General features: G+C 63.2%; 16 protein-coding genes and 1 pseudogene. 8 read left to right on the forward strand and 9 right to left on the reverse strand.

Annotated features, from left to right (window positions below):
• Positions 1 to 53: 53 nt before the first annotated feature.
• The 7 genes from PF66_RS04830 to rfbB all read right to left on the reverse strand — a co-directional run bounded on the left by PF66_RS04830 (position 54) and on the right by rfbB (position 7,190).
• Positions 54 to 509, reverse strand: coding sequence for a YiiD C-terminal domain-containing protein (locus tag PF66_RS04830; protein ID WP_054062035.1), 456 nt, complete (start codon positions 507 to 509; stop codon positions 54 to 56).
• Between the two features lie 22 nt (positions 510 to 531).
• A complete protein-coding gene (locus tag PF66_RS04835; protein WP_054062036.1) occupies positions 532 to 1,926 on the reverse strand; it encodes a sigma-54-dependent transcriptional regulator in 1,395 nt (464 codons plus the stop codon).
• Positions 1,923 to 3,737, reverse strand: a complete 1,815-nt coding sequence (locus PF66_RS04840; protein WP_054062037.1) for a sensor histidine kinase — start codon at positions 3,735 to 3,737, stop codon at positions 1,923 to 1,925. The genes PF66_RS04835 and PF66_RS04840 overlap by 4 nt, the downstream gene beginning before the upstream one ends.
• 72 nt (positions 3,738 to 3,809) lie before the next feature.
• On the reverse strand, positions 3,810 to 4,694 hold the full coding sequence (gene rfbD, locus PF66_RS04845) for a dTDP-4-dehydrorhamnose reductase (protein WP_054056352.1): 885 nt from the start codon (positions 4,692 to 4,694) through the stop codon (positions 3,810 to 3,812).
• Positions 4,691 to 5,236: a dTDP-4-dehydrorhamnose 3,5-epimerase gene (gene rfbC / locus PF66_RS04850; protein WP_054062038.1), complete on the reverse strand. Its 546-nt coding sequence runs from the start codon at positions 5,234 to 5,236 to the stop codon at positions 4,691 to 4,693. Before rfbC ends, rfbD begins: the two co-directional genes overlap by 4 nt.
• Positions 5,233 to 6,111 (reverse strand): glucose-1-phosphate thymidylyltransferase RfbA, encoded by an 879-nt coding sequence (gene rfbA, locus PF66_RS04855; protein WP_054062039.1) that lies wholly within the window; start codon positions 6,109 to 6,111, stop codon positions 5,233 to 5,235. Before rfbA ends, rfbC begins: the two co-directional genes overlap by 4 nt.
• Entirely contained in the window at positions 6,108 to 7,190 is a 1,083-nt protein-coding gene (gene rfbB, locus PF66_RS04860; RefSeq protein WP_054056349.1) for a dTDP-glucose 4,6-dehydratase, read from the reverse strand. Before rfbB ends, rfbA begins: the two co-directional genes overlap by 4 nt.
• A 185-nt stretch (positions 7,191 to 7,375) precedes the next feature.
• On the opposite strand from rfbB, the gene PF66_RS04865 reads away from it, so the two are divergent.
• From PF66_RS04865 to PF66_RS04875, 3 genes are all read left to right on the forward strand, one after another.
• The gene (locus PF66_RS04865; protein ID WP_054062040.1) at positions 7,376 to 10,288 is read left to right on the forward strand and encodes an aminotransferase; all 2,913 of its coding nucleotides are present in this window, start codon (positions 7,376 to 7,378) and stop codon (positions 10,286 to 10,288) included.
• A gap of 146 nt (positions 10,289 to 10,434) precedes the next feature.
• On the forward strand, positions 10,435 to 11,541 hold the full coding sequence (gene aguA / locus PF66_RS04870; protein WP_054062041.1) for an agmatine deiminase: 1,107 nt from the start codon (positions 10,435 to 10,437) through the stop codon (positions 11,539 to 11,541).
• 246 nt (positions 11,542 to 11,787) lie between these two features.
• Entirely contained in the window at positions 11,788 to 11,988 is a 201-nt protein-coding gene (locus PF66_RS04875) for a hypothetical protein (RefSeq protein ID WP_054060176.1), read from the forward strand.
• Positions 11,989 to 12,050: 62 nt separating this feature from the next.
• Here the strand turns inward: PF66_RS04875 and PF66_RS04880 are convergent, their stop codons facing one another.
• Positions 12,051 to 14,141, reverse strand: a complete 2,091-nt coding sequence (locus tag PF66_RS04880) for a TonB-dependent receptor (protein WP_054062042.1) — start codon at positions 14,139 to 14,141, stop codon at positions 12,051 to 12,053.
• Between the two features lie 250 nt (positions 14,142 to 14,391).
• On the opposite strand from PF66_RS04880, the gene PF66_RS04885 reads away from it, so the two are divergent.
• From PF66_RS04885 to PF66_RS04905, 5 genes and pseudogenes are all read left to right on the forward strand, one after another.
• The gene (locus tag PF66_RS04885; RefSeq protein ID WP_054062043.1) at positions 14,392 to 15,084 is read left to right on the forward strand and encodes a DsbA family protein; all 693 of its coding nucleotides are present in this window, start codon (positions 14,392 to 14,394) and stop codon (positions 15,082 to 15,084) included.
• 289 nt (positions 15,085 to 15,373) lie between these two features.
• Positions 15,374 to 16,660 (forward strand): OprD family porin, encoded by a 1,287-nt coding sequence (locus PF66_RS04890; protein WP_054060170.1) that lies wholly within the window; start codon positions 15,374 to 15,376, stop codon positions 16,658 to 16,660.
• 141 nt (positions 16,661 to 16,801) lie between these two features.
• Positions 16,802 to 17,737, forward strand: coding sequence for an alpha/beta hydrolase (locus PF66_RS04895; RefSeq protein WP_054062044.1), 936 nt, complete (start codon positions 16,802 to 16,804; stop codon positions 17,735 to 17,737).
• A 141-nt stretch (positions 17,738 to 17,878) separates the two neighbouring features.
• Complete coding sequence (locus PF66_RS04900) at positions 17,879 to 19,960, forward strand: multicopper oxidase family protein (protein WP_054062045.1); 2,082 nt, start codon at positions 17,879 to 17,881, stop codon at positions 19,958 to 19,960.
• Between the two features lie 234 nt (positions 19,961 to 20,194).
• Positions 20,195 to 20,979 (forward strand): annotated as a pseudogene (locus tag PF66_RS04905) (DUF3800 domain-containing protein).
• A gap of 194 nt (positions 20,980 to 21,173) precedes the next feature.
• Here PF66_RS04905 and PF66_RS04910 read toward each other — a convergent pair.
• A complete protein-coding gene (locus PF66_RS04910) occupies positions 21,174 to 22,682 on the reverse strand; it encodes a hypothetical protein (protein WP_054062046.1) in 1,509 nt (502 codons plus the stop codon).
• Positions 22,683 to 22,997 lie beyond the last annotated feature (315 nt).

Below are 22,997 nucleotides of genomic sequence, written 5' to 3' on the forward strand. Positions count from 1 at the left end.
TCCTACAGTGCGTGACAGGTTCGTTTTTTGAGGGTTGCAATTACAGGGGGCTTTCAGCGGTGCAGCACGTACTGGCCGCTGAAACGCACCGCCTCGTCTTCGCTGCCGACATTCATCACCCGGGTCTCCAGGGTCAGCCGCGCCCGGCCGTAACGCTGGTAGGTGGCCAGGAATTTTTTCCAGACCTTCTCGTCCGGTGCCGCACAGATCGCCTCGGCATCGCCGGTGACCGGCAGCGGGTAGCTGATCTGGCCCTCCTGGATCACGATGTGCCCGTCCGCGATACCCGCCTCGTGCAGGCTCAGGTGCAGCCAGCCCCAGCCGGCCAGCACCGCGCCGCAGTACAGGCTGCCGCCGAACATGGTGCTCTTGTGGTTGACGTTGGGTTCCAGCGGCAGCCACAGGCGCAGTTGTCCGCCCTCCCAGCCGCCGACCTTGAGCCCCATCTCGCGTGTCAGGGGAATGTCGTGGTGCAGGATGGATTCCAGGTAGTGGCTGTCGCGGTTCATGCAGTGACCTCTGTGGTGTGATTCATTCGAGCTCCTCGCCGCCGCTGTGGCTGCCGCTGTCGAAGCTCAGGCCGTGTTTGCGCAGTTTGTCGTGCAGGGTCTTGCGCGGGATGCCGAGGGCTTCGGCGAGGCTGCGCAGGGAGCTGTGGGAGCGCGCCAGTTCGGCGGCGATCAGCGATTTCTCGAAGTGCTCGACCTGTTCGCTCAGGCCGCCAGCGCGATTGCCAACGGCGATCTGCGCATCGAGGCTTTCCGGGGCACTGTTGTCCAGCGCCAGTTCCAGGCCAAGGGCGAAACGCTCGGCGGCATTCTGCAGTTCGCGCACGTTGCCCGGCCAGCCGTGGCGCAGCAGCAGCGCCCGTTGCGCCGGCTGCAGGCCATGGGGCGGCAGGCCATGGCGGCCGCTGGCTTCGTCGGCGAAATGCTGGAACAGGACCAGCACATCCTCACCGCGTTCGCGCAGTGGCGGAATGCGCAGCGGCGCGACGTTCAGCCGGTAGTACAGGTCGGCGCGGAAGCGGCCCTGATCGGCGGACTGGCGCAGGTCCTCCTTGGTCGCGGCGATGATGCGGATATCCAGCGGGATCTGCTGGTTGCCGCCCAGGCGTTCGACCACCCGCTCCTGCAACAGGCGCAGCAGCTTGACCTGGACATCCAGGCTCATGCTTTCGATTTCATCGAGGAACAGGGTGCCGCCGTTGGCGAATTCGAACTTGCCGATCCGGCGTTTCTGCGCGCCGGTGAAGGCGCCCGGTTCGTGGCCGAACAACTCGCTTTCCACCACCGACTCGGCCAGGGCGCCGGCGTTGATCGCCACGAAGGGGCCGTTGCGCCGGTTCGACAGGTCATGCAGGGCACGGGCGACGACTTCCTTGCCGGCGCCGGTTTCGCCGAGGATCAGCACGTCGGCCTTGGTCGCCGCGAGCGCGCCGATCTGTTCACGCAGGCGCTGCATCTGCGGCGAGTGGCCGAGCAAGCGGGTCGCCAGTTGCTGGCGATCGCTCAGGGCCAGGCGCAGGCTGCGGTTGTCCAGCACCAGGCGGCGCAGGGCCAGGGCGCGGCGCACGCTGTCGAGCAGGGCATCGCTGGCGAAAGGTTTTTCCAGAAAGTCATAGGCCCCGGCGCGCATCGCCTGGACCGCCAGCGGCACGTCGCCATGGCCGGTGATCAGCAGCACCGGCAGCTCCGGGTCCTGGGCATGCAGCTCGTTGAGCAGTTCGATGCCGTCCATGCCCGGCATGCGGATATCGCTGACGACCACACCCGGCCAGTCGCGCTCGATGCGCGCGGCCAGGCCACGGGCCTCGGCCAGCGGCAGGATCTTCAGGCCGGCCAGATCCAGGGTCTGGCTCAGGGCCTGGCGCAGGTGGGGATCGTCGTCGATCAGTACCACCTGGGTCTGGTGGTCGATATTCATACACTCGAGTCCTCGGCCGGTTGCAGGCTGACGCCGGGGGCGCCGGCGCGCATCCGCAGGGTTATCAGGGCGCCGCCTTCACGGTGGTTGGCAAACAGCAGTTCGCCGCCGAAGGCGCGCATCAGGGAATCACAGATCGCCAGGCCCAGGCCGAGCCCCTGGGTGCGCGTCTTGGTGGTGTAGAACGGCTCGCCGGCGCGACCCAGGGCTTCCAGGCAGAAACCCGGGCCGTTGTCGCGAATGGTCAGGGTCACGCCTTCCGGCGATTCCTGGGCACTGAGCCACAGCTTGCGCGGCGGGGCCTTTTCGGTCAGGGCGTCGAGGGCGTTTGCCAGCAGGTTGCCGAGCACCTGGCGCAACCGGGTTTCGCCGGCCTCGACCCACAGCGCGGCGGCCGGCAGGTCGCGGATCAGTTCGACTTCCATCGCCCGTCGGCGCTTGGCCAGCAGGGCCAGGGCGTCGTCGAGCGCCGGCTGCAGGGCCACGCTTTCCGGGGCATGCCGGTCGCGGCGGGCGAACGCGCGCAGGTGGGCGATGATCGACGCCATGCGTCCGGTCAGCTCGCTGATCAGCTTGAGGTTGCCGCGGGCGTCGTCGGTGCGCTGGTGATCGAGCAGCACCTCGGCGTTTTCCGCATAGCTGCGGATCGCCGCCAGTGGCTGGTTGAGTTCGTGGCTGATGCTTGCCGACATGGTGCCCAGGGCCGAAAGCTTGCCGGCCTGGACCAGGTCGTCCTGGGCGCGCACCAGTTCCTGCTGGGCATGCTCGCGCTCCAGTACTTCCTGCTTGAGTCGGCGGTTGAGGCCTTCCAGGTCGCTGGTCCGCTCGGCGACGCGCATTTCCAGTTCGCGGCGGGCCTTGGCCTCGAAGGCGATTCGCTCCAGGTAATGCCGCCGGCGCTGCATCATCAGCCCGAGCAGCAGCATCAGCACCAGCAGGGTCGCGCCGCCGACCGCGACGACGGTGCGCACGGGGCGATCGATCAGCGTCCGCGGGGCGAGGATGCTGACGCTCCAGCCGGTTTCGTCGATCTGCCGGGTCTGGGTCAGCCAGGCCGTGGGGTTGAGGTTCAGCGGCTGCGGATTGCGCGTCGGGTAGGGCTGGACGGCGGTGATGGCATCGCGTTCGTTGCCGTCCAGGGGGCGGGTCGCACGAAAGCGCCACTCCGCCCGCGAGGTCAGGATCACCACGCCATTGTGGTCGGTCACCAGCAGTTGTTCGGGGGTCTTGCCCCAGAGGCTTTCGGTGTGGTCCAGGTCGACCTTGACCACCAGCGCGCCGATCACCTTGTCGCCGTCGCGTACCGCCGCGGCGAAGAAGTAGCCACGCTTGCCCGAGGTGGTGCCGAGGCCGAAGAAACGCCCGAGGCGCCCGGCCATGGCTTCGCTGAAGTAGGGGCGGAAAGCGAAATTGCGGCCGACGAAGCTGTCGTGCTTGTCCCAGTTGGAGGCGGCCAGGGTCTTGCCGCTGGTGTCCATCAGGTACATGACTTCGGCACCGGTCTGGTTGCAGATGTCGCGCAGCAAGCTGTTGGCGCTTTCCAGACGCAGGCTCTGGTCCGGCTCGGCGAGTACGGCGCGCAGGGCCGGCAGGTCGCCGAGGATCTGCGGCAGGACCTCGTAGCGGTGCAGGGTACCCAGCAGGTTGGCGACGTAGAGGTCGAGGGTCTGGCGATTCTGGCTCACCAGTTCGCTGCGGTAGTAACGCTCGGCGAGATGTTCCAGTGGCCACAGCAGCGGCGCCAGGCACAGGAACAGCAGGGCCAGGCTGCGCCAGCGGGGTCTGCGGGGAATGGGTGGAGTCGTGATCATCGGGAATGCGCCGGTGGAGTCCGACGCATTATGGGGGAGGGCGCGCAATCAATAAATGACGTTTCGCCGGCCTCAGCCCTGTTCGGCAAGGCACTCGCGCAATGCCGTATGCCAATCCGGCTGGCTCACCTGCCATTCGCGCAACAGGCGGCTGCAGTCCAGGCGCGAGTTCAGCGGGCGGGTGGCCGGCGTCGGGTAGGCGCTCGACGGGATGGCCTCGAGGATCGCGCACGGCTTGTTCAGGGCCAGCAGCTGTTCGCCGATTGCCTGGGCGAAACCGAACCAGGAGGTTTCACCGCTGGCGGTCAGGTGGTAGGTGCCCCAGGCGCCGGCCTGGCCGGCCTGCCAGCGTTCGATCAGGGCGCGGGTGCTGTTGGCGATGGTCCCGGCCCAGGTCGGTGCCCCAACCTGGTCGGCGACGATGCGCAGTTCCGGTTTCTCCTGCAGCAGCCGCTGCATGGTCAGCAGGAAGTTGCGCCCGTGGCTGGAGTAGACCCAACTGGTGCGCAGGATCAGGTGCTGGCCCTGGGCTGCGGCGATGGCCCGCTCGCCGGTCAGCTTGCTGCGGCCGTAGACGCTCAGCGGGTTGGTCTCATCGTCCTCGGTGTAGGGCTCGGCCTTGCTGCCGTCGAACACGTAGTCGGTGGAGTAGTGAATCAGCGGTACGCCGAGGTCGGCGGCTTCCTGGGCGAGCACGCCCGGTGCCGTGGCGTTGATCGCGAAGGCCAGGTCCGGCTCGGACTCGGCCTGGTCGACGGCGGTATGGGCGGCGGCGTTGATGATCAGGCCCGGGCGGTGGGCGCGGACCTGCTGGCGAATCTGCTCGGGGTGGGCCAGGTCGAGCTGGTCGCGTCCGAGCACCACCAGTTGGCCGAGGTCGCCCAGACGTTTCTGCAGCTCGCGGGAGACCTGGCCATGCTGGCCGCTGATGAGGATTTTCAGGGGATATGTGCTCATTCGAACAGATCGGCCTCGTGCAGGAGTTTACCGTTCTGATCCTTGGCCGAGAGCTGTGGAACCCCTTCGAATTCCCAGTCGATGGCCAGGGTCGGGTCGTCCCAGCGGATGGTGCGTTCGGCGCTGGGGGTGTAGTAGTCGGTGGTCTTGTAGAGGAATTCGGCGTAGTCGCTGAGGACCACGAAGCCGTGGGCGAAGCCTTCGGGCACCCACAGCTGGCGATGGTTTTCGCCGGACAGGCGCACGCCGACCCACTGGCCGAAATGCGCCGAGCTGCGGCGGATGTCGACGGCCACGTCGAGCACTTCGCCGGCGATCACCCGTACCAGTTTGCCCTGGGTGTTCTGCATCTGATAGTGCAGGCCGCGCAGCACCCCTTTCTGGGAGCGCGAATGGTTATCCTGGACGAAATTCGGGTTCAGCCCCGTGGCTTCCTGAAAGGCCCGCGCGTTGAAGCTCTCGTAAAAGTAGCCGCGTTCGTCGCCGAAGACCTTGGGTTCAAGGATCACCACACCGGGCAGGCGTGTCGCAGTTGCCTTCATTGCTGTTTCTCTCCGGCGAGGGTGAACAGGTACTGTCCATAACCGGTCTTGCCAAAGTACCGGGCGCGTTCGAGCAGGTGTTCGCGGTCGATCCAGCCATTCTGGTAGGCGATTTCTTCCAGGCAGGCGACTTTCAGGCCCTGGCGATGCTCGATGGTCTGCACGTACTGCGAAGCCTCCAGCAGGCTGTCATGGGTGCCGGTATCGAGCCAGGCAAAGCCGCGGCCAAAGCGCTCGACCCGCAGGTCGCCACGCTTGAGGTAGGCATTGTTGACGTCGGTGATTTCCAGTTCGCCGCGTGGCGACGGCTTGACCGCCTTGGCGATTTCGATGACATCGTTGTCGTAGAAGTACAGGCCGGTGACCGCGTAGCTGGATTTCGGCCTGGCCGGTTTTTCCTCGATGGACAGGGCACGACCTTCGTCGTCGAAGTCGATGACACCGAAACGCTCCGGGTCCTTGACCCAGTAGCCGAACACCGTTGCGCCTGCCGGCTGACGTGAGGCCCTTTGCAACTGCGTGCTGAAGGACTGTCCGTGGAAGATATTGTCGCCGAGGATCAGGCACACCGGATCCTTGCCGATGAATGCCTCACCGATCAGGAACGCCTGGGCCAGGCCGTCCGGCGACGGCTGCTCGGCATAGCTGAAGTGCACGCCGAACTGGCTGCCGTCACCCAGCAGGTTGCGGTACTGCGGCAGGTCCTGCGGGGTGGAAATGATCAGGATGTCGCGAATGCCGGCCAGCATCAGCACCGAGATCGGGTAGTAGATCATCGGCTTGTCGTAGATCGGCAGCAGTTGCTTGGATACCCCGAGGGTGATCGGGTGCAGGCGGGTGCCGGAGCCACCGGCCAGTACGATACCTTTCATCATGCCAACAATTCCTTGTGGTCGAGGGAGCCCAGGCGTTCGCCCTGGTAGCTGCCGTCCTGTACCCGGCGGCACCATTCCAGGTTCTCCAGGTACCACTGCACGGTCTTGCGCAGACCGCTTTCGAAGGTTTCTTCCGGGGTCCAGCCCAGTTCGCGTTCGATCTTGCCGGCGTCGATGGCGTAGCGCAGGTCGTGGCCCGGGCGGTCCTTGACGAAGGTGATCAGGTCAGCGTACCGCGCCACACCGGCCGGGCGGGCTGGCGCCAGTTCCTCCAGCAGGGCGCAGATACCACGCACCACGTCGATATTCTTCTGCTCGTTATGGCCACCGATATTGTAGGTCTCGCCGACCACGCCATCGGTCACCACCTTGAACAGGGCGCGGGCGTGGTCCTCGACGAACAGCCAGTCACGGACCTGCTGGCCGTCGCCATAGACCGGCAGCGGCTTGCCGGCCAGGGCATTGAGGATCACCAGCGGAATCAGCTTTTCCGGGAAGTGGAACGGCCCGTAGTTGTTCGAGCAGTTGGTCAGCAGCACCGGCAGGCCGTAGGTGCGATGCCAGGCGCGGACCAGGTGGTCGGACGCCGCCTTGCTCGCCGAGTAGGGCGAGCTGGGGGCGTACGGGGTGGTCTCGGTGAACAGGTCATCGACGCCATGCAGGTCGCCGTACACTTCGTCGGTGGAGATGTGGTGGAAGCGAAAGGCGCTTTTTTGCGGCTCGGCGAGCTTCGACCAGTAGCCGCGGGCGGCTTCCAGCAGGCTGTAGGTGCCGACGATATTGGTCTGGATGAAGTCCGACGGGCCGTCGATGGAGCGGTCGACATGGGACTCGGCGGCCAGGTGCATGATCGCGTGGGGCTCAAAGCGGGCCAGCACCGCGCTGACGGTAGCCTGGTCGACGATATCGGCCTGGACGAACTCGTAGCGGGTATCGGTCGCGATGCTGGTCAGCGACTCGAGGTTGCCGGCGTAGGTCAGCTTGTCGAGGTTGAGCACCTCATGCTCGGTGTTGCGGATCAGGTGCCGAATCAGGGCGGAACCGATAAAGCCGGCGCCGCCGGTGACTAGAATACGCATGTCGGTGTGCCTTTTCCTTAGACGGACATTCAGTTGATGCAGCATAGCTTGTGGGGAGGGAGGCAACGGTGCAAGTGCGATTGCTCCTGTATCGGTGCGGACTCTTCCTACTTTACTTCGCACTTGCGTATTGACGGCGCCGATGGCGATATAGACACCCGATAAAAACTTCAGGGAGTCGTTACATGTTGCTCGCCACGTTGATCCGCCGTGCCAGTCTGCCGAGCCCGAATGTCTCGATGTCTTCGGCGCTGCAACTGCTCGAGGAGCATTACGGACTCTCTGGAACCCTGCAGGCGCTGGGCAGCCAGCAGGACCTCAATTACAGGGTCGACAGTGACAAGGGTCGGTTCGTTCTGAAAATCTGCCATGGCGACTACGCCAGCCTTGAATTGCAGGCTCAGCACGCCGGGCTCGGGCACCTGGCCGGCCGCGACGGCCTGCGGGTACCGCGGGTGATCGCGGCGAACAATGGCCAGGACCTGCTGACCCTCGAGCTGGCCGGTCAGCCGCTGCATGTACGGCTGCTGGAGTACATCGAAGGCCAGTCGCTGACCCATCTCAAGCACCTCGGCCGCGAACTGGTGGTCGGCCTGGGACGCCTGTGCGGCGAGATGGACCGGGCGCTGGCGGACTTCCAGCACCCTGGCCTGGAGCGCACCCTGCAGTGGGACCCACGGCACGCCGGGGCGCTGATCGGGCACCTGCTGCCGGTGATTCGCGACCCGCAGCAGCAGGCGGTCATCCGCGAGGCCGCGGCCCAGGCCGCGCGCCGTCTGCAACCGCTGGTGGACAAGCTGCCGGTACAGGCCGTCCACCTGGATATCACCGATGACAATGTGGTCTGGCGCCGTGATGCGCAGCGCCATTGGCAATTGCAGGGCGTGATCGACTTCGGCGACCTGAGCCGCACCTGGCGGATCGCCGATCTGTCGGTGACCTGCGCGGCGCTGCTGCATCATGCCGCGGACGACCCTTTTGTGATCCTGCCGGCGATCCAGGCCTATCATGCGGTCAACCCGCTGCAACGGGAGGAGTGGCTGGCACTGTGGCCGCTGATCGTTGCCCGGGCCGCCGTATTGGTGCTCAGTGGCGAGCAGCAGGTCAGTATCGACCCGGACAACCGCTACAGCCGCGACAACCTGGCTCATGAGTGGGAGATTTTCGAGGTGGCGACCTCGGTGCCGTTCGAATTGATGGAAGCGGCAATTCTCACCGCCGTCGGGCAGCCCCTGGAACCGGTCGCCAGCGAAGGCTTTGCGCCGCTGTTGCCGGGGCTGGTCGGGCGGGAGTTCGCGTTGATCGACCTGGGCGTGCTCAGCCCGCATTTCGAGGCCGGCAACTGGGAGCAGGAAGGCGCCGACCAGCGCCTGCTGGCCGAGGCCGCGACGTTGCACGGCCTGGCGGCCAGCCGCTACGGGCAGTACCGCCTGTCGCGCACGCGTCCCGACAGTGCGGTAGAACCGGATACCTGCCCGTTGCATGTCGACTTGCGGGTCCCGGCCGGAACGACGGTGGAAGCGCCGTTCGCCGGTACCCTGCAGACCCTGGAGGAGGGTGTGCTGCAATTGGTGAGCAAGCCACTGAGCCTGCGGCTGTGGGGGCTGGAGGCGTCTCTCAGGCCGGGAGCGGCCGTGGTCAAGGGGCAGGTGCTGGGAGAGGCGGGAGCAGCGTTGCGCGTTCAGTTGTGCCGGCATGCCGAGCTGGAAGCGCCGCTGTTCTGCACGCCATCGCGCGCTGCCGCCTGGCAGGCGCTCTGCCCCTCGCCGGCGGCGTTGCTGGGACTTGCCTGCGATGCCGAGCCGGAACTGGACGCGGCTGAACTGCTGGCCCGGCGTGACGCCAGCTTTGCCCGCACGCAGAAACACTATTACGTCGATCCGCCACGTATCGAGCGTGGCTGGCGCAACCACCTGATCGACATGCAGGGCCGCTCCTACCTGGACATGCTCAATAACGTCGCGGTGCTCGGCCACGGTCATCCGCGGATGGCTGCCGAGGCGGCGCGCCAGTGGTCGCTGCTCAACACCAACTCGCGGTTCCACTACGCCGCGGTGACCGAGTTTTCCGAGCGGCTGCTGGCCCTGGCGCCGGACTCCATGGACCGGGTGTTCCTGGTCAACAGCGGGACCGAGGCCAACGACCTGGCGATCCGCCTGGCCTGGGCCTACAGCGGTGGGCGCGACATGCTCAGCGTGCTGGAGGCCTATCACGGCTGGTCGGTGGCGGCCGACGCGGTCTCGACCTCCATTGCCGACAACCCCCAGGCGCTGGAGAGCCGCCCGGACTGGGTACACCCGGTGACGGCACCCAATACCTATCGTGGGGCGTTCCGCGGCAGTGACAGCACGCCGGACTACGTGCGTAGCGTCGAACAGCAACTGGCCAAGCTGGCCGGGCAGAACCGCCAGTTGGCGGGGTTCATCTGCGAGCCGGTGTATGGCAATGCCGGCGGCATCGCGCTGCCGCCGGGCTACCTGCAACAGGTCTATGCGCTGGTACGGGCCCGGGGCGGCGTATGCATCGCCGACGAGGTGCAGGTCGGCTACGGGCGCATGGGCAAGTTCTTCTGGGGCTTCGAGGAGCAGGGCGTGGTGCCGGATATCATCACCATGGCCAAGGGCATGGGCAACGGCCAGCCGCTGGGCGCGGTGATCACCCGTCGGGAGATCGCCGAGGCGCTGGAGGCCGAGGGCTACTTCTTCTCGTCGTCGGGCGGCAGCCCGGTCAGTTGCCGGATCGGCATGGCCGTGCTGGACGTGATGGCCGAGGAAAAGCTCTGGGAGAATGCCCAGGTCGTCGGCAGCTACTTCAAGGAGCGGCTGGAAGCCTTGATCGATCGTCATCCATTGGTGGGGGCGGTGCATGGTTCCGGTTTCTACCTGGGGGCGGAACTGATCCGCAACCGTGAAACCCTGGAGCCGGCGACCGAGGAAACCGCGCTGCTGTGCGACCGGTTGCGTGAGCTGGGGATTTTCATGCAGCCAACCGGCGACCACCTGAATATTCTGAAGATCAAGCCGCCGATGTGTACCACGCGCCGTAGCGTGGATTTCTTCGTCGACATGCTGTCGAAGGTACTGGACGAGGGGCTTTGAAATATAAAGCCGATTGTTATCGGTAAATTATGTCTCTATAAGAGCGATTAATAATTTATTAGCTTTAAAAGCCGATTTTTATCGGCTATAAAGTCGGCATTACCTACGTTGAACACCCTCGACGGTTCACTGGAGTCCTGATCCCCATGAGTATCCTGCACAGCACCCCTCGCGCCGACGGCTTCCACATGCCTGCCGAATGGGCCCCCCAGACCCAGGTCTGGATGATCTGGCCCGAGCGCCCGGACAACTGGCGCCTGGGCGGCAAGCCGGCGCAGGCGGCCCATGCGGCAGTGGCCAAGGCCATCGCCCGGTTCGAGCCGGTGACGGTCGCGGTATCCGCCGGCCAGTATGAAAATGCCCGGGCGCGCCTGGATGTGCCGAACATTCGCCTGGTGGAGATGTCCAGCGACGACGCCTGGGTTCGCGACAGCGGGCCGACCTTCGTCATCAACCACCAGGGCGAAGTCCGTGGCGTGCACTGGGGCTTCAACGCCTGGGGTGGTTTCGACGGTGGCCTGTACTTCCCGTGGAACCGCGACGAACAGGTGGGCGGCAAGATTCTCGAAATCGAGCGCTGCCAGGGATACCGTACCGAAGGCTTCGTGCTCGAAGGCGGTTCGATCCATGTCGATGGCGAGGGCACGGTGATCACCACCGAGGAATGCCTGCTCAATCGCAACCGCAACCCGCACCTGAGCCGCGAGGAGATCGAGAAGGTTCTTGGCGAGCACCTGGCGGTGGAAAAGGTGATCTGGCTGCCGGACGGCCTGTTCAACGATGAAACCGATGGCCATGTGGATAACTTCTGCTGCTACGTGCGTCCTGGCGAGGTGCTGCTGGCCTGGACCGACGATCCGCAGGATCCGAACTACCCGCGCTGCCAGGCAGCGATGAAGGTGCTGGAAAGTGCCCGTGATGCCAAGGGCCGCGCCTTCGTGGTGCACAAAATGCCGATTCCGGGCCCGCTCTACGCCACCGAGGAAGAATGTGCCGGTATCGATGCCGTGGCTGGCAGCCAGGAACGCAGCCCTTCGGTGCGTCTGGCCGGTTCCTATGTGAACTTCCTGATCGTCAACGGCGGGATCATCGCGCCGAGCTTCGACGATCCGAAGGACGCCATCGCCCGGGAGATCCTGCAGACGCTGTTCCCGGAGCATGAAGTGGTGATGGTGCCGGGACGGGAGTTGTTACTGGGCGGTGGCAATATCCATTGCCTTACCCAACAGCAGCCTGCGCCGCACCAGGGGTGAGTGAGGCTGTAACATCGGGTGTCACCCTGCCAAATAGTGGCACTTTTGCATCATTGTAAATTTTTCTTCATCAAACCCGCGGCCCTTATGGGGCGCGGGTTTTTTTATGGGCGCTGGCGCACAGAAGTGGCATTTTGGCATAGCTCTTGTATCTGCCTGGCATACAGACGGAGCCGTCTTCGGGCTGCGATGTTTTGTCATAAACCTTGAGTAACTTAGCCGCTCATGAACCAGGAGAGCGCCGAGATGAACGTAGCCAGCGAGCGAGTTTCGCATCCCCTGTCGGTGACGAGCGAGTCGCTTCAAATTCTGGCTCAGTGGTTGAAAAGCAATGGAACGCGTGCAACCCGTGCTCAGGATCCTCGTCGAATGATTATCGACCGCTACCCTGCGGGCCTGTTCAGCGAAGCTGAACTGGAGGCATTGTTGGGGGTTTTGCAGGGTTAAATGGATTTGAATGAAAACGCCGCTGCCCGGAGCGATCCGGACAGCGGCGTTTTTCATGGGCCTTAAAAACTGTAGGTACCGGTGACGACCAGATTGCGCGGGGCTCCCGGCTGGATCTGGAAGGCGCTGGTGGCCGAGGTGTAGTAGGTGCGGTCGCTGATGTTGCTCAAGGTGGCGCGCAGGTCCCAGTCGCGGGTGCGGAACCCGGCCAGCGCATCCCAGGTGCCGTAGCCCGGCAGGATCACTGTGTTGGCGTTGTCGGCGTAACGGTCGCCGACCAGGGTCAGGCCGGTTTCGGCGTACCAGCCCATTTCCGGTTTCCAGGTCAGGAACAGGCTGCCGTTGCGCTTGGCGACGTTGCCGACGCGCTTGCCTTCGAAGCCGTTGTTGTCCTTGACGATGGTGGCGTCCTGGATGCCGAGGCCGCCGCGCAGGTACCAGTTGCCGACGATCCGGCCGGTGCCGGTCAGCTCGACGCCGCGCGAGCGCTGCAGGCCGCTGAGCAGGGTGATCCCGGGGTTCAGCGGGTCGCTGGTGCGGCGGTTGTAGAGTTCCAGTTCATACACGGCCAGGGTGGTGCTCAGGTTTTCGCCGAGCCAGTCGCTTTTCACCCCGACTTCCTTCTGGCGGGTCAACTCGGGGCTCAGGTCGTTGCCGTTGCCGGCGGCATTCGGGGTGATGCCGATCAGGCCGCCGCCCACCGGCGAGAAGCTCTTGCTCCAGGACGCGTAGAACGAATGATCCTGCCCCGGCGTCCAGACCACGCCCAGGCGCGGGCTGGTGCTGTGGCTGTCGCGGCTGTCTCTGACGTTGGTCAGGTTGTTGGTGGTTTCGACCTCGAAGCGGTCGTGGCGCAGACCGGCGAGCAGTTGCCACTGGTCGTTCAGGCGCAGTTGGTCCTGGACGTAGAGAGCACGGCTTTGGACTTCGGTGTGGTTGTTGCTGGAGGGCACCATGGGGCCGGTGTGGCTCAGGTTGTGGTTCGGGTTGAACAGGTCGAGCGCCGGCACCGCCTGGCCACCACGGTTGGCGGCGAGCGAGGTGTAGAGCTTCGGATCGCGGCGCTGGCTGCCCAGTTCCAGGCCGGTCAGCAGGCGGTGTTCGAGACCGAAGGTGTCGAAGCTGCCTTCGGTTTCCAGGTTGTTGTAGAGATTGCGGGTGTTGAGGTCCTGCTGCCAGCGCTGGCGGGTGACCCGGCGGGTCGCGGGGGTGTACCCCGTCAGATAGGTGTTGTCGAAGTCGCTGTCGAGCTTGAACAGCCCGAGGGTATGGCGCAGTTGCCAGTTGTCGTTCAGGGCGTAGGTGAGCTTCGAACGCAGCGATTGCGCCTTGTCGTCGATGTAGTCTCGTGGGTCGCCATAGCTGATGTCGCGGCCGACATCGGCCGGGCGACCGTTGATCCCCGGGATGCCGCGATCCGGCGTGCGGTTGTAGCGGCTGTATTCGTACTGCACCAGCCAGTTCAACTGCGGGGTCAGTTGCCAGCTCATCGACGGGGCGAACAATTGGCGGTTGCCGCTGACGCCGTCACGGAAGCTGTTGCTGTCCTGGTTGCCCAGGTTCAGGCGCAGGCTGAGGTCCTGCGTCGGGTCGGCGCTTAGGTCGGCGTAGAGGCTGCGCAGGTCGTCGCTGCCACCCTGCACCTCGACCGTGGAGCGGCGGCCGAACTGCGGCAGCTTGCTCACCCGGTTGACGATCCCGCCCTGGCTGCCACGGCCGTAGAGGACTGCGGCGGGCCCCTTGAGCACCTCGATGCGCTCGATGTTGTGCAGGTCGCGTACGTACTGGCTGTCGTCGCGGATGCCGTCCAGGTAGAAGTCGTTGCTGGCGTCGAAACCGCGGATCCGCAAGCTGTCGAAACGGGTGTCCGCGCCGCTGCTGACGTTGGGAATGCCGCTCAGCGCCTTGCCCAGGTCGTTGGTGCCATAGTCGAGCACATTCGCGGTCTTCACCGAGTCGATGGCCTGGGGAACGTAACGCACCGGCGTGGCCGTGCGGGTCGCGGTGCTGACATCCGTGACGCGTGGGTCGTCCGGGTCGGCATCGGCGCTGATCGACAGTTCCGGCAGAGTGGTGGTGGCGTTGGTGAATCCGGCGGACAGCAGAACGCAAAGCCCGAAGGTAACGGGCGCCAGGCTATAAGGGGCAGGCATGACGGGGATGTATCCGTGAAGGTGCAGGGGTTGGGAAAGAGCGTTAATGTTATCGAGTATTATTAATAATTGATAACTATTACCAATGGCGCGCCTTGGCTGGTGTGTATCCAAATATGTCTTCGCTGTTACATGGCCGGGGATATGACCGATTCACGCAACAAACCAGCCGCCATATCGGCGTTTTTCGAACAGCTGTCCGGCGCTAACCTGTGGACATTGCCTGCTGATGAGTTTCCTGGAGACCGCCATGACCGCTCCCGTCACCCTTCATTACATCTATGATCCCCTGTGCGGCTGGTGCTATGGCGCCAAGCCGCTGGTGCAGGCCGCCAGCCAGGTACTGCCGGTGACCCTGCATGGCGGCGGCATGATGGCCGGCAACAGTCGTCAGTTCGTCAGCCCCAGCCTGCGTGACTACGTCATGCCCCATGACCGGCGCATTGCCGAGTACACCGGCCAGCCGTTCGGCCAGGCTTATTTCGAGGGGCTGTTGCGGGACCGCTCGGCGGTATTCGATTCCGCACCGCCGACCAGTGCCGTGCTGGCCGCCGAAGAATTGGCCGGACGTGGGCTTGAGTTGCTTGGCAGGTTGCAGACGGCGCATTACCTGGAGGGACGACGCATCGCCGACGCCGACGTGCTGCTGGAGCTGGCGACCGAGCTGGGCCTGGAGCCGCAGGCTTTCCTGGCGGCATTCGAGCGCAACGGCGGCGCGGTGGTGGCCGAGCACTTCAAGAACAGCCGGGCACTGCTGTCGCGCGTTGGCGGGCAGGGTTTTCCGACCCTGGTGCTGGAGCGTGATGGTCGCTTCAGCCTGGTCGACATCGGCCCCTACCTGGGCCGGCCCGAGGTGTTCGCCCAGTGGTTGCGTGAGTCGACCGGGCTGCCCGCAGGTGTACCATCAGGCCCGGCCTGCGGGCTGGAGGGTTGCGCCGGTTGAGTCGCTCTTGTCGTTATCGCAAGACTGTCGTGGCGTTGGCTGATATGCCATTTTTCGAGGTTGATCAAAAATTCTTGTCTAATTGCCGAGGATTCACGAAATTGACACTTTAGTCGTGTCGCAGATAGGATTCGCGACACGCCTGTGGCTATAAGCCATATACCCAAAATAATAAGAGGCCCGCTGCATTCACCTGCATGCGGGCCTTCTTTTTTCTGTCTGAAAATACCAACACACAGGTTCAGCTCGGGAGCTGCAGGGCGTTTCATCCAGCAATAAGGAAAACAACATGTTGAACAAACGGATCGGTCTGCTCGCACTGGGCATCCTCAGCGCCACTCAGGCCATGGCAAGCGATCAATCGGACGCCAAGGGTTTCGTCGAAGACAGCCACCTGAACGTGTTGCTGCGCAACGCCTACATCAACCGCGACTACAAGGATGGCAACAAGGACAAGGCCGAGTGGGGCCAGGCGGCCATCGGCACCTTCAAGTCCGGTTTCACTCAGGGCACCGTGGGTGTCGGCGTTGACGCCTTCGGCCTGTACGGCGTGCGTCTGGACGGTGGCAAGGGCACCACCGGTGCGCAGGGCATCGACTTCTTCGCCAAGGACAACAACGGCTCGCCTGAGCGTGATATCGCCAAGGCCGGTGCCGCGGTGAAATTCCGTCTGTCCAACACCGTACTGACCTACGGCGACCAGATGCCGGTCCTGCCGGTGCTGAGCTATGACAACGGCCGCCTGCTGCCGGAAAGCTACACCGGTACCCTGATCACCTCCAAGGAGATCAAGGGCCTGGAACTGAACGCCGGTCGTTTCACCGCCGAATCGCGCAAGAGCGATGAAGGCCGTGACAGCGGTGGTCTGAAGAGCATCAACGTGCTGGGCGGCAGCTATCAGTTCACCGACAACTTCAAGGCGGCCCTGTACGCCTCCGATGTTGAAGACGTGCTGAAGAAGCAGTACGTGAACCTGAACTACGTGTTCCCGGTTGCCCAGGATCAGTCCCTGACCCTGGACTTCAACGGCTACCGCACCAAGCTGGACAAGGACTACGCGGCCGACCACGACGCCGATGGCCGCGACAACAAGATCTGGAGCCTGGCGGCCACCTACGCCCTGGGTGCCCACTCGTTCACCCTGGCGCACCAGCGCAGCACCGGCGACAGCCTGCTGGGCTACCCGTACGGCGGCTACCAGCGTGGCCAGGGTCGTGTGGGCGATGGTGGCAACTCCATCTACCTGGCCAACTCCTACTGGTCCGACTTCAACGCCGCGGACGAGCGTTCCTGGCAACTGGGTTACGGCCTGGACTTCGGCGCCTTCGGCGTACCGGGCCTGAGCTACAACGTGGCCTATGTCCGTGGTGACAACATCACCACGTCCACCAGCACCGGTGGTACCGAGCGCGAGATCTTCAACCAGGTCAAGTACGTGGTCCAGAGCGGCCCGGCAAAAGACCTCAGCGTGAAGCTGCGCAGCTCGATCCTGCGCGTGTCGCAGAAGTCCAGCGAATACAACGTGAGCGGCAACGAAGTGCGTGTGTTCGTCGACTACCCGATCAACGTGTTCTGATCGACGCGACAACGTTGTAGCGACCTGATCCCAGGTTGAACAGACGCCCCGACCGGTTCGGGGCGTTTTTGTTTGTGCCGGTTGCGGGTAATCTGTGGGGCTTGTGAGTTGATGCTTTTCCAGGATTGAGAGCCGGGCGCCATGACCGTCAGAACCCTTATCGCCCGTCGTCGCTGGTTGTCCCTGGGATTGCTGGCGATGTTCCTTGCTGTTGGCCTGCCCTACGGCTGCTCGCGGCTGGCCTACAAGGAGCGCGAGCTGCTGTTCAATATCCAGCCGGGCACCGCGGGTTGGTTCAATGGCCTGCCCGGTGGTGTGCGGGAAATGCAGATCCCGGTCAGCGACGGGTTGGCCGGCAGCGACTACCTGCATGCCTGGTGGTGGCCGTCGAGTCGCGCCGATGCGCCGACCATCCTCTACCTGCACGGTACCCGCTGGAACCTGACGGCGCAGGTCGGGCGGATCACCCAACTGCGCGAGCTGGGCTTTTCGGTGCTGGCCATCGATTATCGCGGTTTTGGCGACAGCCCTGGCGGCTTGCCGTCCGAGCGCAGTGTCTACCAGGACGCCGGCAATGCCTGGAAGCGTCTGGTGCAACTGCAGCCCGATGCCCGCAAACGCTACATCTACGGCCATTCCCTCGGCGGTGCGGTGGCGGTGGACCTGGCCGAACGCCTGGCCGCTGACAAACAGTCGCCCAAGGCGGCCGGACTGATCATCGAATCGACCTTTACCGACCTCGGCGACGCGGCCCGGGCGGCGATCCCGACTTCGTTGCCGGTGCGCTGGATCCTCTCGGAGAAATTCGCCTCCATCGACAAGATCAGCCAGATCGGCATTCCCGTGCTGATCGTTCACGGTACCGACGACCCCTACGTTCCGTCGCGCTTCAGCAAGACGCTGTATGAAGCAGCCGCACAGCCCAAGCATCTGCTGCTGATCAAGGGCGGCAACCATATCAACAGCATGACCCTCGGCAGCCGCGAATATGCCAAGGCCTTGCGCCAGGCCTTCGCCGGTTTCCCCGCGCCGATTGCCACTGGCTTTGCCGGCCAAAACGCTGTCAAAGCCCAATAAACATTGCACTGCGCCGATAACGCGCTAGCTTTATGCCAGCACGGATTGCTGCCATCGAAAACGGACTTCGCACGTCTGCGTTTCATCATCACTCCTGTGCCGACCCCTGACCTTCCCGGTTGCTTTGCAGGAGCAGTACCCATGACAGGATTGCGTAACGACAAGGCGCGCTGCGCGCTGGGCCTGATGGCCCTGGCGGTGGCGGGTCAGGCTCTGGCGACGGAGCCTTCCCGGCTGTTCAACAACCCGCCGGCGCTGCAGCAGGAAGCGCCCAAGCCCAAGAGAGGCACCTTGCTGCTCAAGAGCAGCCAATCCCTCGAAACGAGCACCGCCCAGGGGCACGCCGGCCACGAGCGGCGCCTGGACCTGACGATCCAGTACACCGACAACCACATCTTCAACCCGGCGACCGGCGAGAATGTCCCGGTGTCGCTGCGCAGCTATACCGGTCCGGATGTCGATCCGGCGGCGCCGTTCATCGCGCCGACCATCGACGTCACGCCGGGCGACACGGTGCGCATCAGCCTCGACAACCAGTTGAAGCCGGACCCGAGCTGCACCCAGCCGCCGGAGAACCCCGACAAGCCACACTGCTTCAACGGCACCAACCTGCATTCCCATGGCCTGTGGGTAAGCCCGGCTGGCAACAGCGACAACGTGCTGCTGTCGATCAATCCCGGGGTCAAGTTCCAGTACGAGTACAACATCCCTGCCGACCACCCGGCGGGCACCTTCTGGTACCACCCGCATCGCCACGGTTCCACCGCCCTCCAGGTCGCCAGCGGCATGGCCGGCGCGTTGATCATTCACGGCGACCGTCTGCCGGGCAAGGACGTCAACGGCGATATCGACACCTTGCTCAAGGATGCCCAGGGCCAGGCGTTTCCCGAGCGGCTGCTGGTGTTCCAGCAGATTCCGTATGCGTGCAAGGGGCCCGATGGCAACTTCCGCTACCAGCCGAAGAAGGACAAGGACGGCAATATCGTCAAGGACAAGGATGGCAAGGCCGTGATGGTCATCGACTGGACCTGCAACAAGGGCGAAGTCGGCGTCGTCGAGTCATTCGACCAGATGGAGTTCGGCACCTGGGGGCCATCCGGTCGCTACACCAGCGTCAACGGTCTGGTGCAGCCGATCTTCGACGGTGCCAAGCCGGGGCAGGTCGAGCGTTGGCGGCTGGTCCATGGGGGGATTCGCGACACCATCAAGCTGCAGTTCCGGCGCATGGAAGACAGCGCCAAGGCCACCAGCGACCTGGGGGTCGGTGCCGAGAAGGCCGAACAGTTCATCAGCCAGCAATGCACGGGCAAGCCGGTCGAGTACCACGTCATCGCCTCCGATGGCCTGACCATGAAGCAGGCCCAGGCGCGCAACCTGGTGACCCTGCAGCCGGGCTATCGCAACGATTTGCTGCTGACCTTTCCCGAGTCGGGACGCTACTGCGTGATCGATGAGGCGGCGAGCAAGGCGAGCAACGTCGACCAGGCTGCCAGTGGTCGGCAGGTGCTGGGTTTCGTCGACGTCGGCCCCGGCGAGAAGGTCCCGGACACCACGGCGCACCTGACCAGGGTACTGGTCGCGGCCGCCGAACGGCAGATGCCGGCCGAGGTGCGTGACACGGTGGTCGCCGACCTGAAGAAGGACCTGCGCCTGGACAAGTTCATCCCGCATGCGGACATCGCCGACAGCGAACTCAAGGGCGAAGGCCAGACATTGGTGTTCCTGATCGATACCTCCGATCCTGACAACACCAGGTTTGCCGTGGGTAATACCCTGGCGGATGCCGAGCCGTTCAAGCCGGGTGTGGTCAACCGTCATCTGCAACTGGGCACGGCGGAGCAGTGGAAGCTGCAATCGGCTTTCGCCAGTCATCCGTTCCATATCCACGTGAACCCGTTCCAGATCGACAGGATCATCGGCCCGGATGGCACCGACCTGAGCCTGCCGGGGGCTGTGGATAAAACCGACACGGACAACGAATACGCGGGCTTGAAAGGTGTGTGGAAAGACACGCTGTTCGTGAAAAGCCGCTCTGAACCCAAGACATTTCCGAAGGGAGAAGGGGTCTATACGTTGTACGTGCGCACCCGCTACGAGCGCTACATCGGCGAATTCGTGCTGCATTGCCACATCCTCGACCATGAGGACCAGGGCATGATGCAGAGCGTGAAGATCGAACTGCCGGATGGTAACGGTGGAGTGGTGCAGGGCGCGCACCATTGAGGGGTTCTTCAACTGCTTGCTGAGGTGGGTTATCGAGAGGCGCCTGTATCAGGGCGCCTTTTTATTGTTCCTATCTGTGTAAATTGTAGCCGGAGATTATTATTTTTTACTAGAGTCAGACCTGTCTTGCTTATTCGCCATATGTTCAGCTTACAACGTCTCGCAAATTCATGAGCGATTTGTCGAGTGGGTAAGAAAAATACAATAGTCTCTCTGAAATATGGAGATATAAAAATGCCGGAGCCTGCCGAGCCCTCCCAGCAGTTTTTCCTTTTTGAGAATGAAAGTGACGCCGATTCTAAAGCTGAAGCTGTTAAGCCTTCGGCACCAACGGGCAGGTTCAGTAATTTTGTCGTTACTGCGAGAAGGTCATACCCGCCTTGCAGAAGTTTAAATTCAACCACATGGGGCATGACTTGGTCGGCCTTCATGAGCTGGAGATCAGAAAGGAAAAAGGGGCATTTTCCGGTATGTTCTCATCTCGGCAGCATAAGGACGACTTTCTTAACGAACTGACCGGTATTATTGAAGAAAGTAATTTCATCCTGGTCAGTTGTGTTATTAACAAAGCCAGCCTTCGAGAAAAGCAAGGGCTGTCTCAGAATCCTTACCATATCGCCCTGGGGTTCTGCCTGGAGACACTCTATGAGTTCCTGCAGGAGAAAAATCAGGACGGCGCGCTGACGCACGTCATTTTCGAGCGGCGGGGAAAGAAAGAAGATAATGAGTTGGAGCTGGAGTTTCGACGGATGTGTGATGGCGCTAATCGTCTAGGTATACAGCTTCCGTTCGACATTATTTTTGCAACCAAGCAGGTTAATTCCACAGGGCTTCAGCTGGCTGACCTTGTCGCCAGGCCTGTGGGAATGAGCGTGTTACGGGCCGGCCAGGAAAATCGTGCTTTTGACGTACTGAAACGAAAATTTTACTGCAGCGGTGGGCGTGAAGGCGTCGGAGAGGGGTTCGAGAACTGGGGACTGAAAATTTTCCCGTCTCCAGAAAGCGAAAAGCCCCGGTGAAACTCACCGAGGCCATGACGCCGACCGGGATCCCCCAGTCCATTTGCGGCGAAGTATAGGTAGGGGGCTCGGCATCGTCAATGATGTTGGCGCGAAGCAGCGGGCCGTTCTATATACATTTGTTTCTCAGAGCGTGGCACCTTGCCCGGCAGGTTCCGTCTGCAGATCAATTAACCTGGCGACAGGCTCGACCGTCAGTGCAAGCCGTACGAGTAAATCCCCGGGTCGCGACTGTTGTACCAGTTCCCCTTGGCCCAGAACACCCGGTCCTGTGCTTGCTGGAAGCCGAGGATGCCCAGGTAGCCGTCGATCGCCAGGCGCTGCCAGGAGCGTCCCCAGTCCGTCGAGTAGAACACCCCGTCTGCGGAGATCGTGGCTTTGGACCACCAGTACATCCAGCGTGGCGGATGGTGGTTGCTGGAGGTGTTGATCAGCAGGCTGTTCTGCCCCATCCAGAAATGCCCCTCGCGCAGTTGGGTATGGGACCCCATTGGACCGAACACGCTGGGCAGTTCGCCAACGATACTCCAGCCCAGCTTGGCGATGTCCAGTTCGCCGATCCTGTTCTGACCCCGATCACCCTGATCGATCAGACCCATGACGCGACCATTGCCGTTATCCACCAGGGCGTCGATGAACAGCCCGTCTTCACGCTGCACGGACTCCACCTGCCACTGGCTGGCGTCCCGCTTGAGCTGGGCGCGGGTCGTCACGCTGACCGACAGGTTGCGGTCTCCTTCAGCCGGATTGCGTCCCCAGAAACGTTGCGATACCCAGATGATCGCGTGCTGGGCATCCAGTTGCGTGACATGGGTCTGGAGGTCTCCGGTGTCGCTGGAGTCCTTGAACCACTCGGTGACTTCCGGTCGCTTGCCCTCGGCATATGCCTGCGTCACCAGCAGCGACTGGGAGGCAAAGATCTCGGTGTTGGTCGCACCGCCGTCGGCCGAGTAGAACACTCCGGTAGAGATGCCGTCGGGGATGTCGCCATAACCCATCGATTCCTGACTTGGCGAGCTCCAGGCCCAGATCTCGTTCTGGCCGTGGAAGTACGGCTTGAGGTTCCAGGCTATGTGATCGGCTTCGGAGAAAAAGCCCTTGGGCAGCCAGCTCCAGTGCTTGCCCTGGTCGTCAGTGCGAAACACCGCGCTTTGGGTTCCGGCAAACAGCACCTGCGGCTTGCCATCGTCGGGGGGCGTATCGGTTTCGGGGCGATCTAGGCCGCTCAGCAGGAAGACCCGGCTGCCATCCGGACTGGCCACCAGACAGGCGGGGTCGGTGATATGGGCCACCAGCTCGAACCGGCCCTGGTCGTTCAGGCGCGAGATGAAAGTGGTCTCCTTCTGGCGTGGCGAGAGGAAGCTGGAGAAGGTGCCGGATTCTTCCGCGTCCTTATCCTCGGTCTGCGCCGGTTTGCCGTAAAGCACGGCGTCCAGGTCCACCACGTTGGCGGCAGGTTGCAGGTCCTTGGCGTCGGCCTCGACGCGGCCGACCAGCCAGGTACCTTGCGGGGTCGCGACGACACCGGTGCAGAACTGGGTCATCGCCCGTTGGCGAACGTCCTGCACCGCGCCCAGTGTCTGTTGGTCCGGGCTGCCACCGCCCCATTCGAGCTTGGCGCTGAGAATGATCCACATGTACCACAGTGCGGCAGCGAGGATCAGTATGACGGGCAGTTTGATGAGCAGCTTCAGGCGAGACATGGAAGGTCCGTATCCAGGGGAAAGGCTGGGTAGCTTTTCTCATTTTCGGGGGCGGGAGTAAATTGCTGGTGCGGGGGGCAAGTCAGATATGTGAAGTGGGTCAGGTGGGAAAGGTATTCACGGCAGCGGTGAAGAGTGCCGTGTTTGATGGGCTGTTTTTGAGCGTCACTGTTGCGTCTCGCTCCCGCAGGCGTGTTCATCCTACGGGAGATTCCTGGTTTTCCAGGTTCAAGCGCACGAAAATCTATGTGAGAAGATCGACTTTGACTGGCTGGCTGACCTTGCCACATTAAAACGATAGCTAGCCGCTCTGGG

Origin of the sequence: Pseudomonas asplenii (genome assembly GCF_001293465.1) — a bacterium.
GTDB lineage: Bacteria > Pseudomonadota > Gammaproteobacteria > Pseudomonadales > Pseudomonadaceae > Aquipseudomonas > Aquipseudomonas fuscovaginae_B.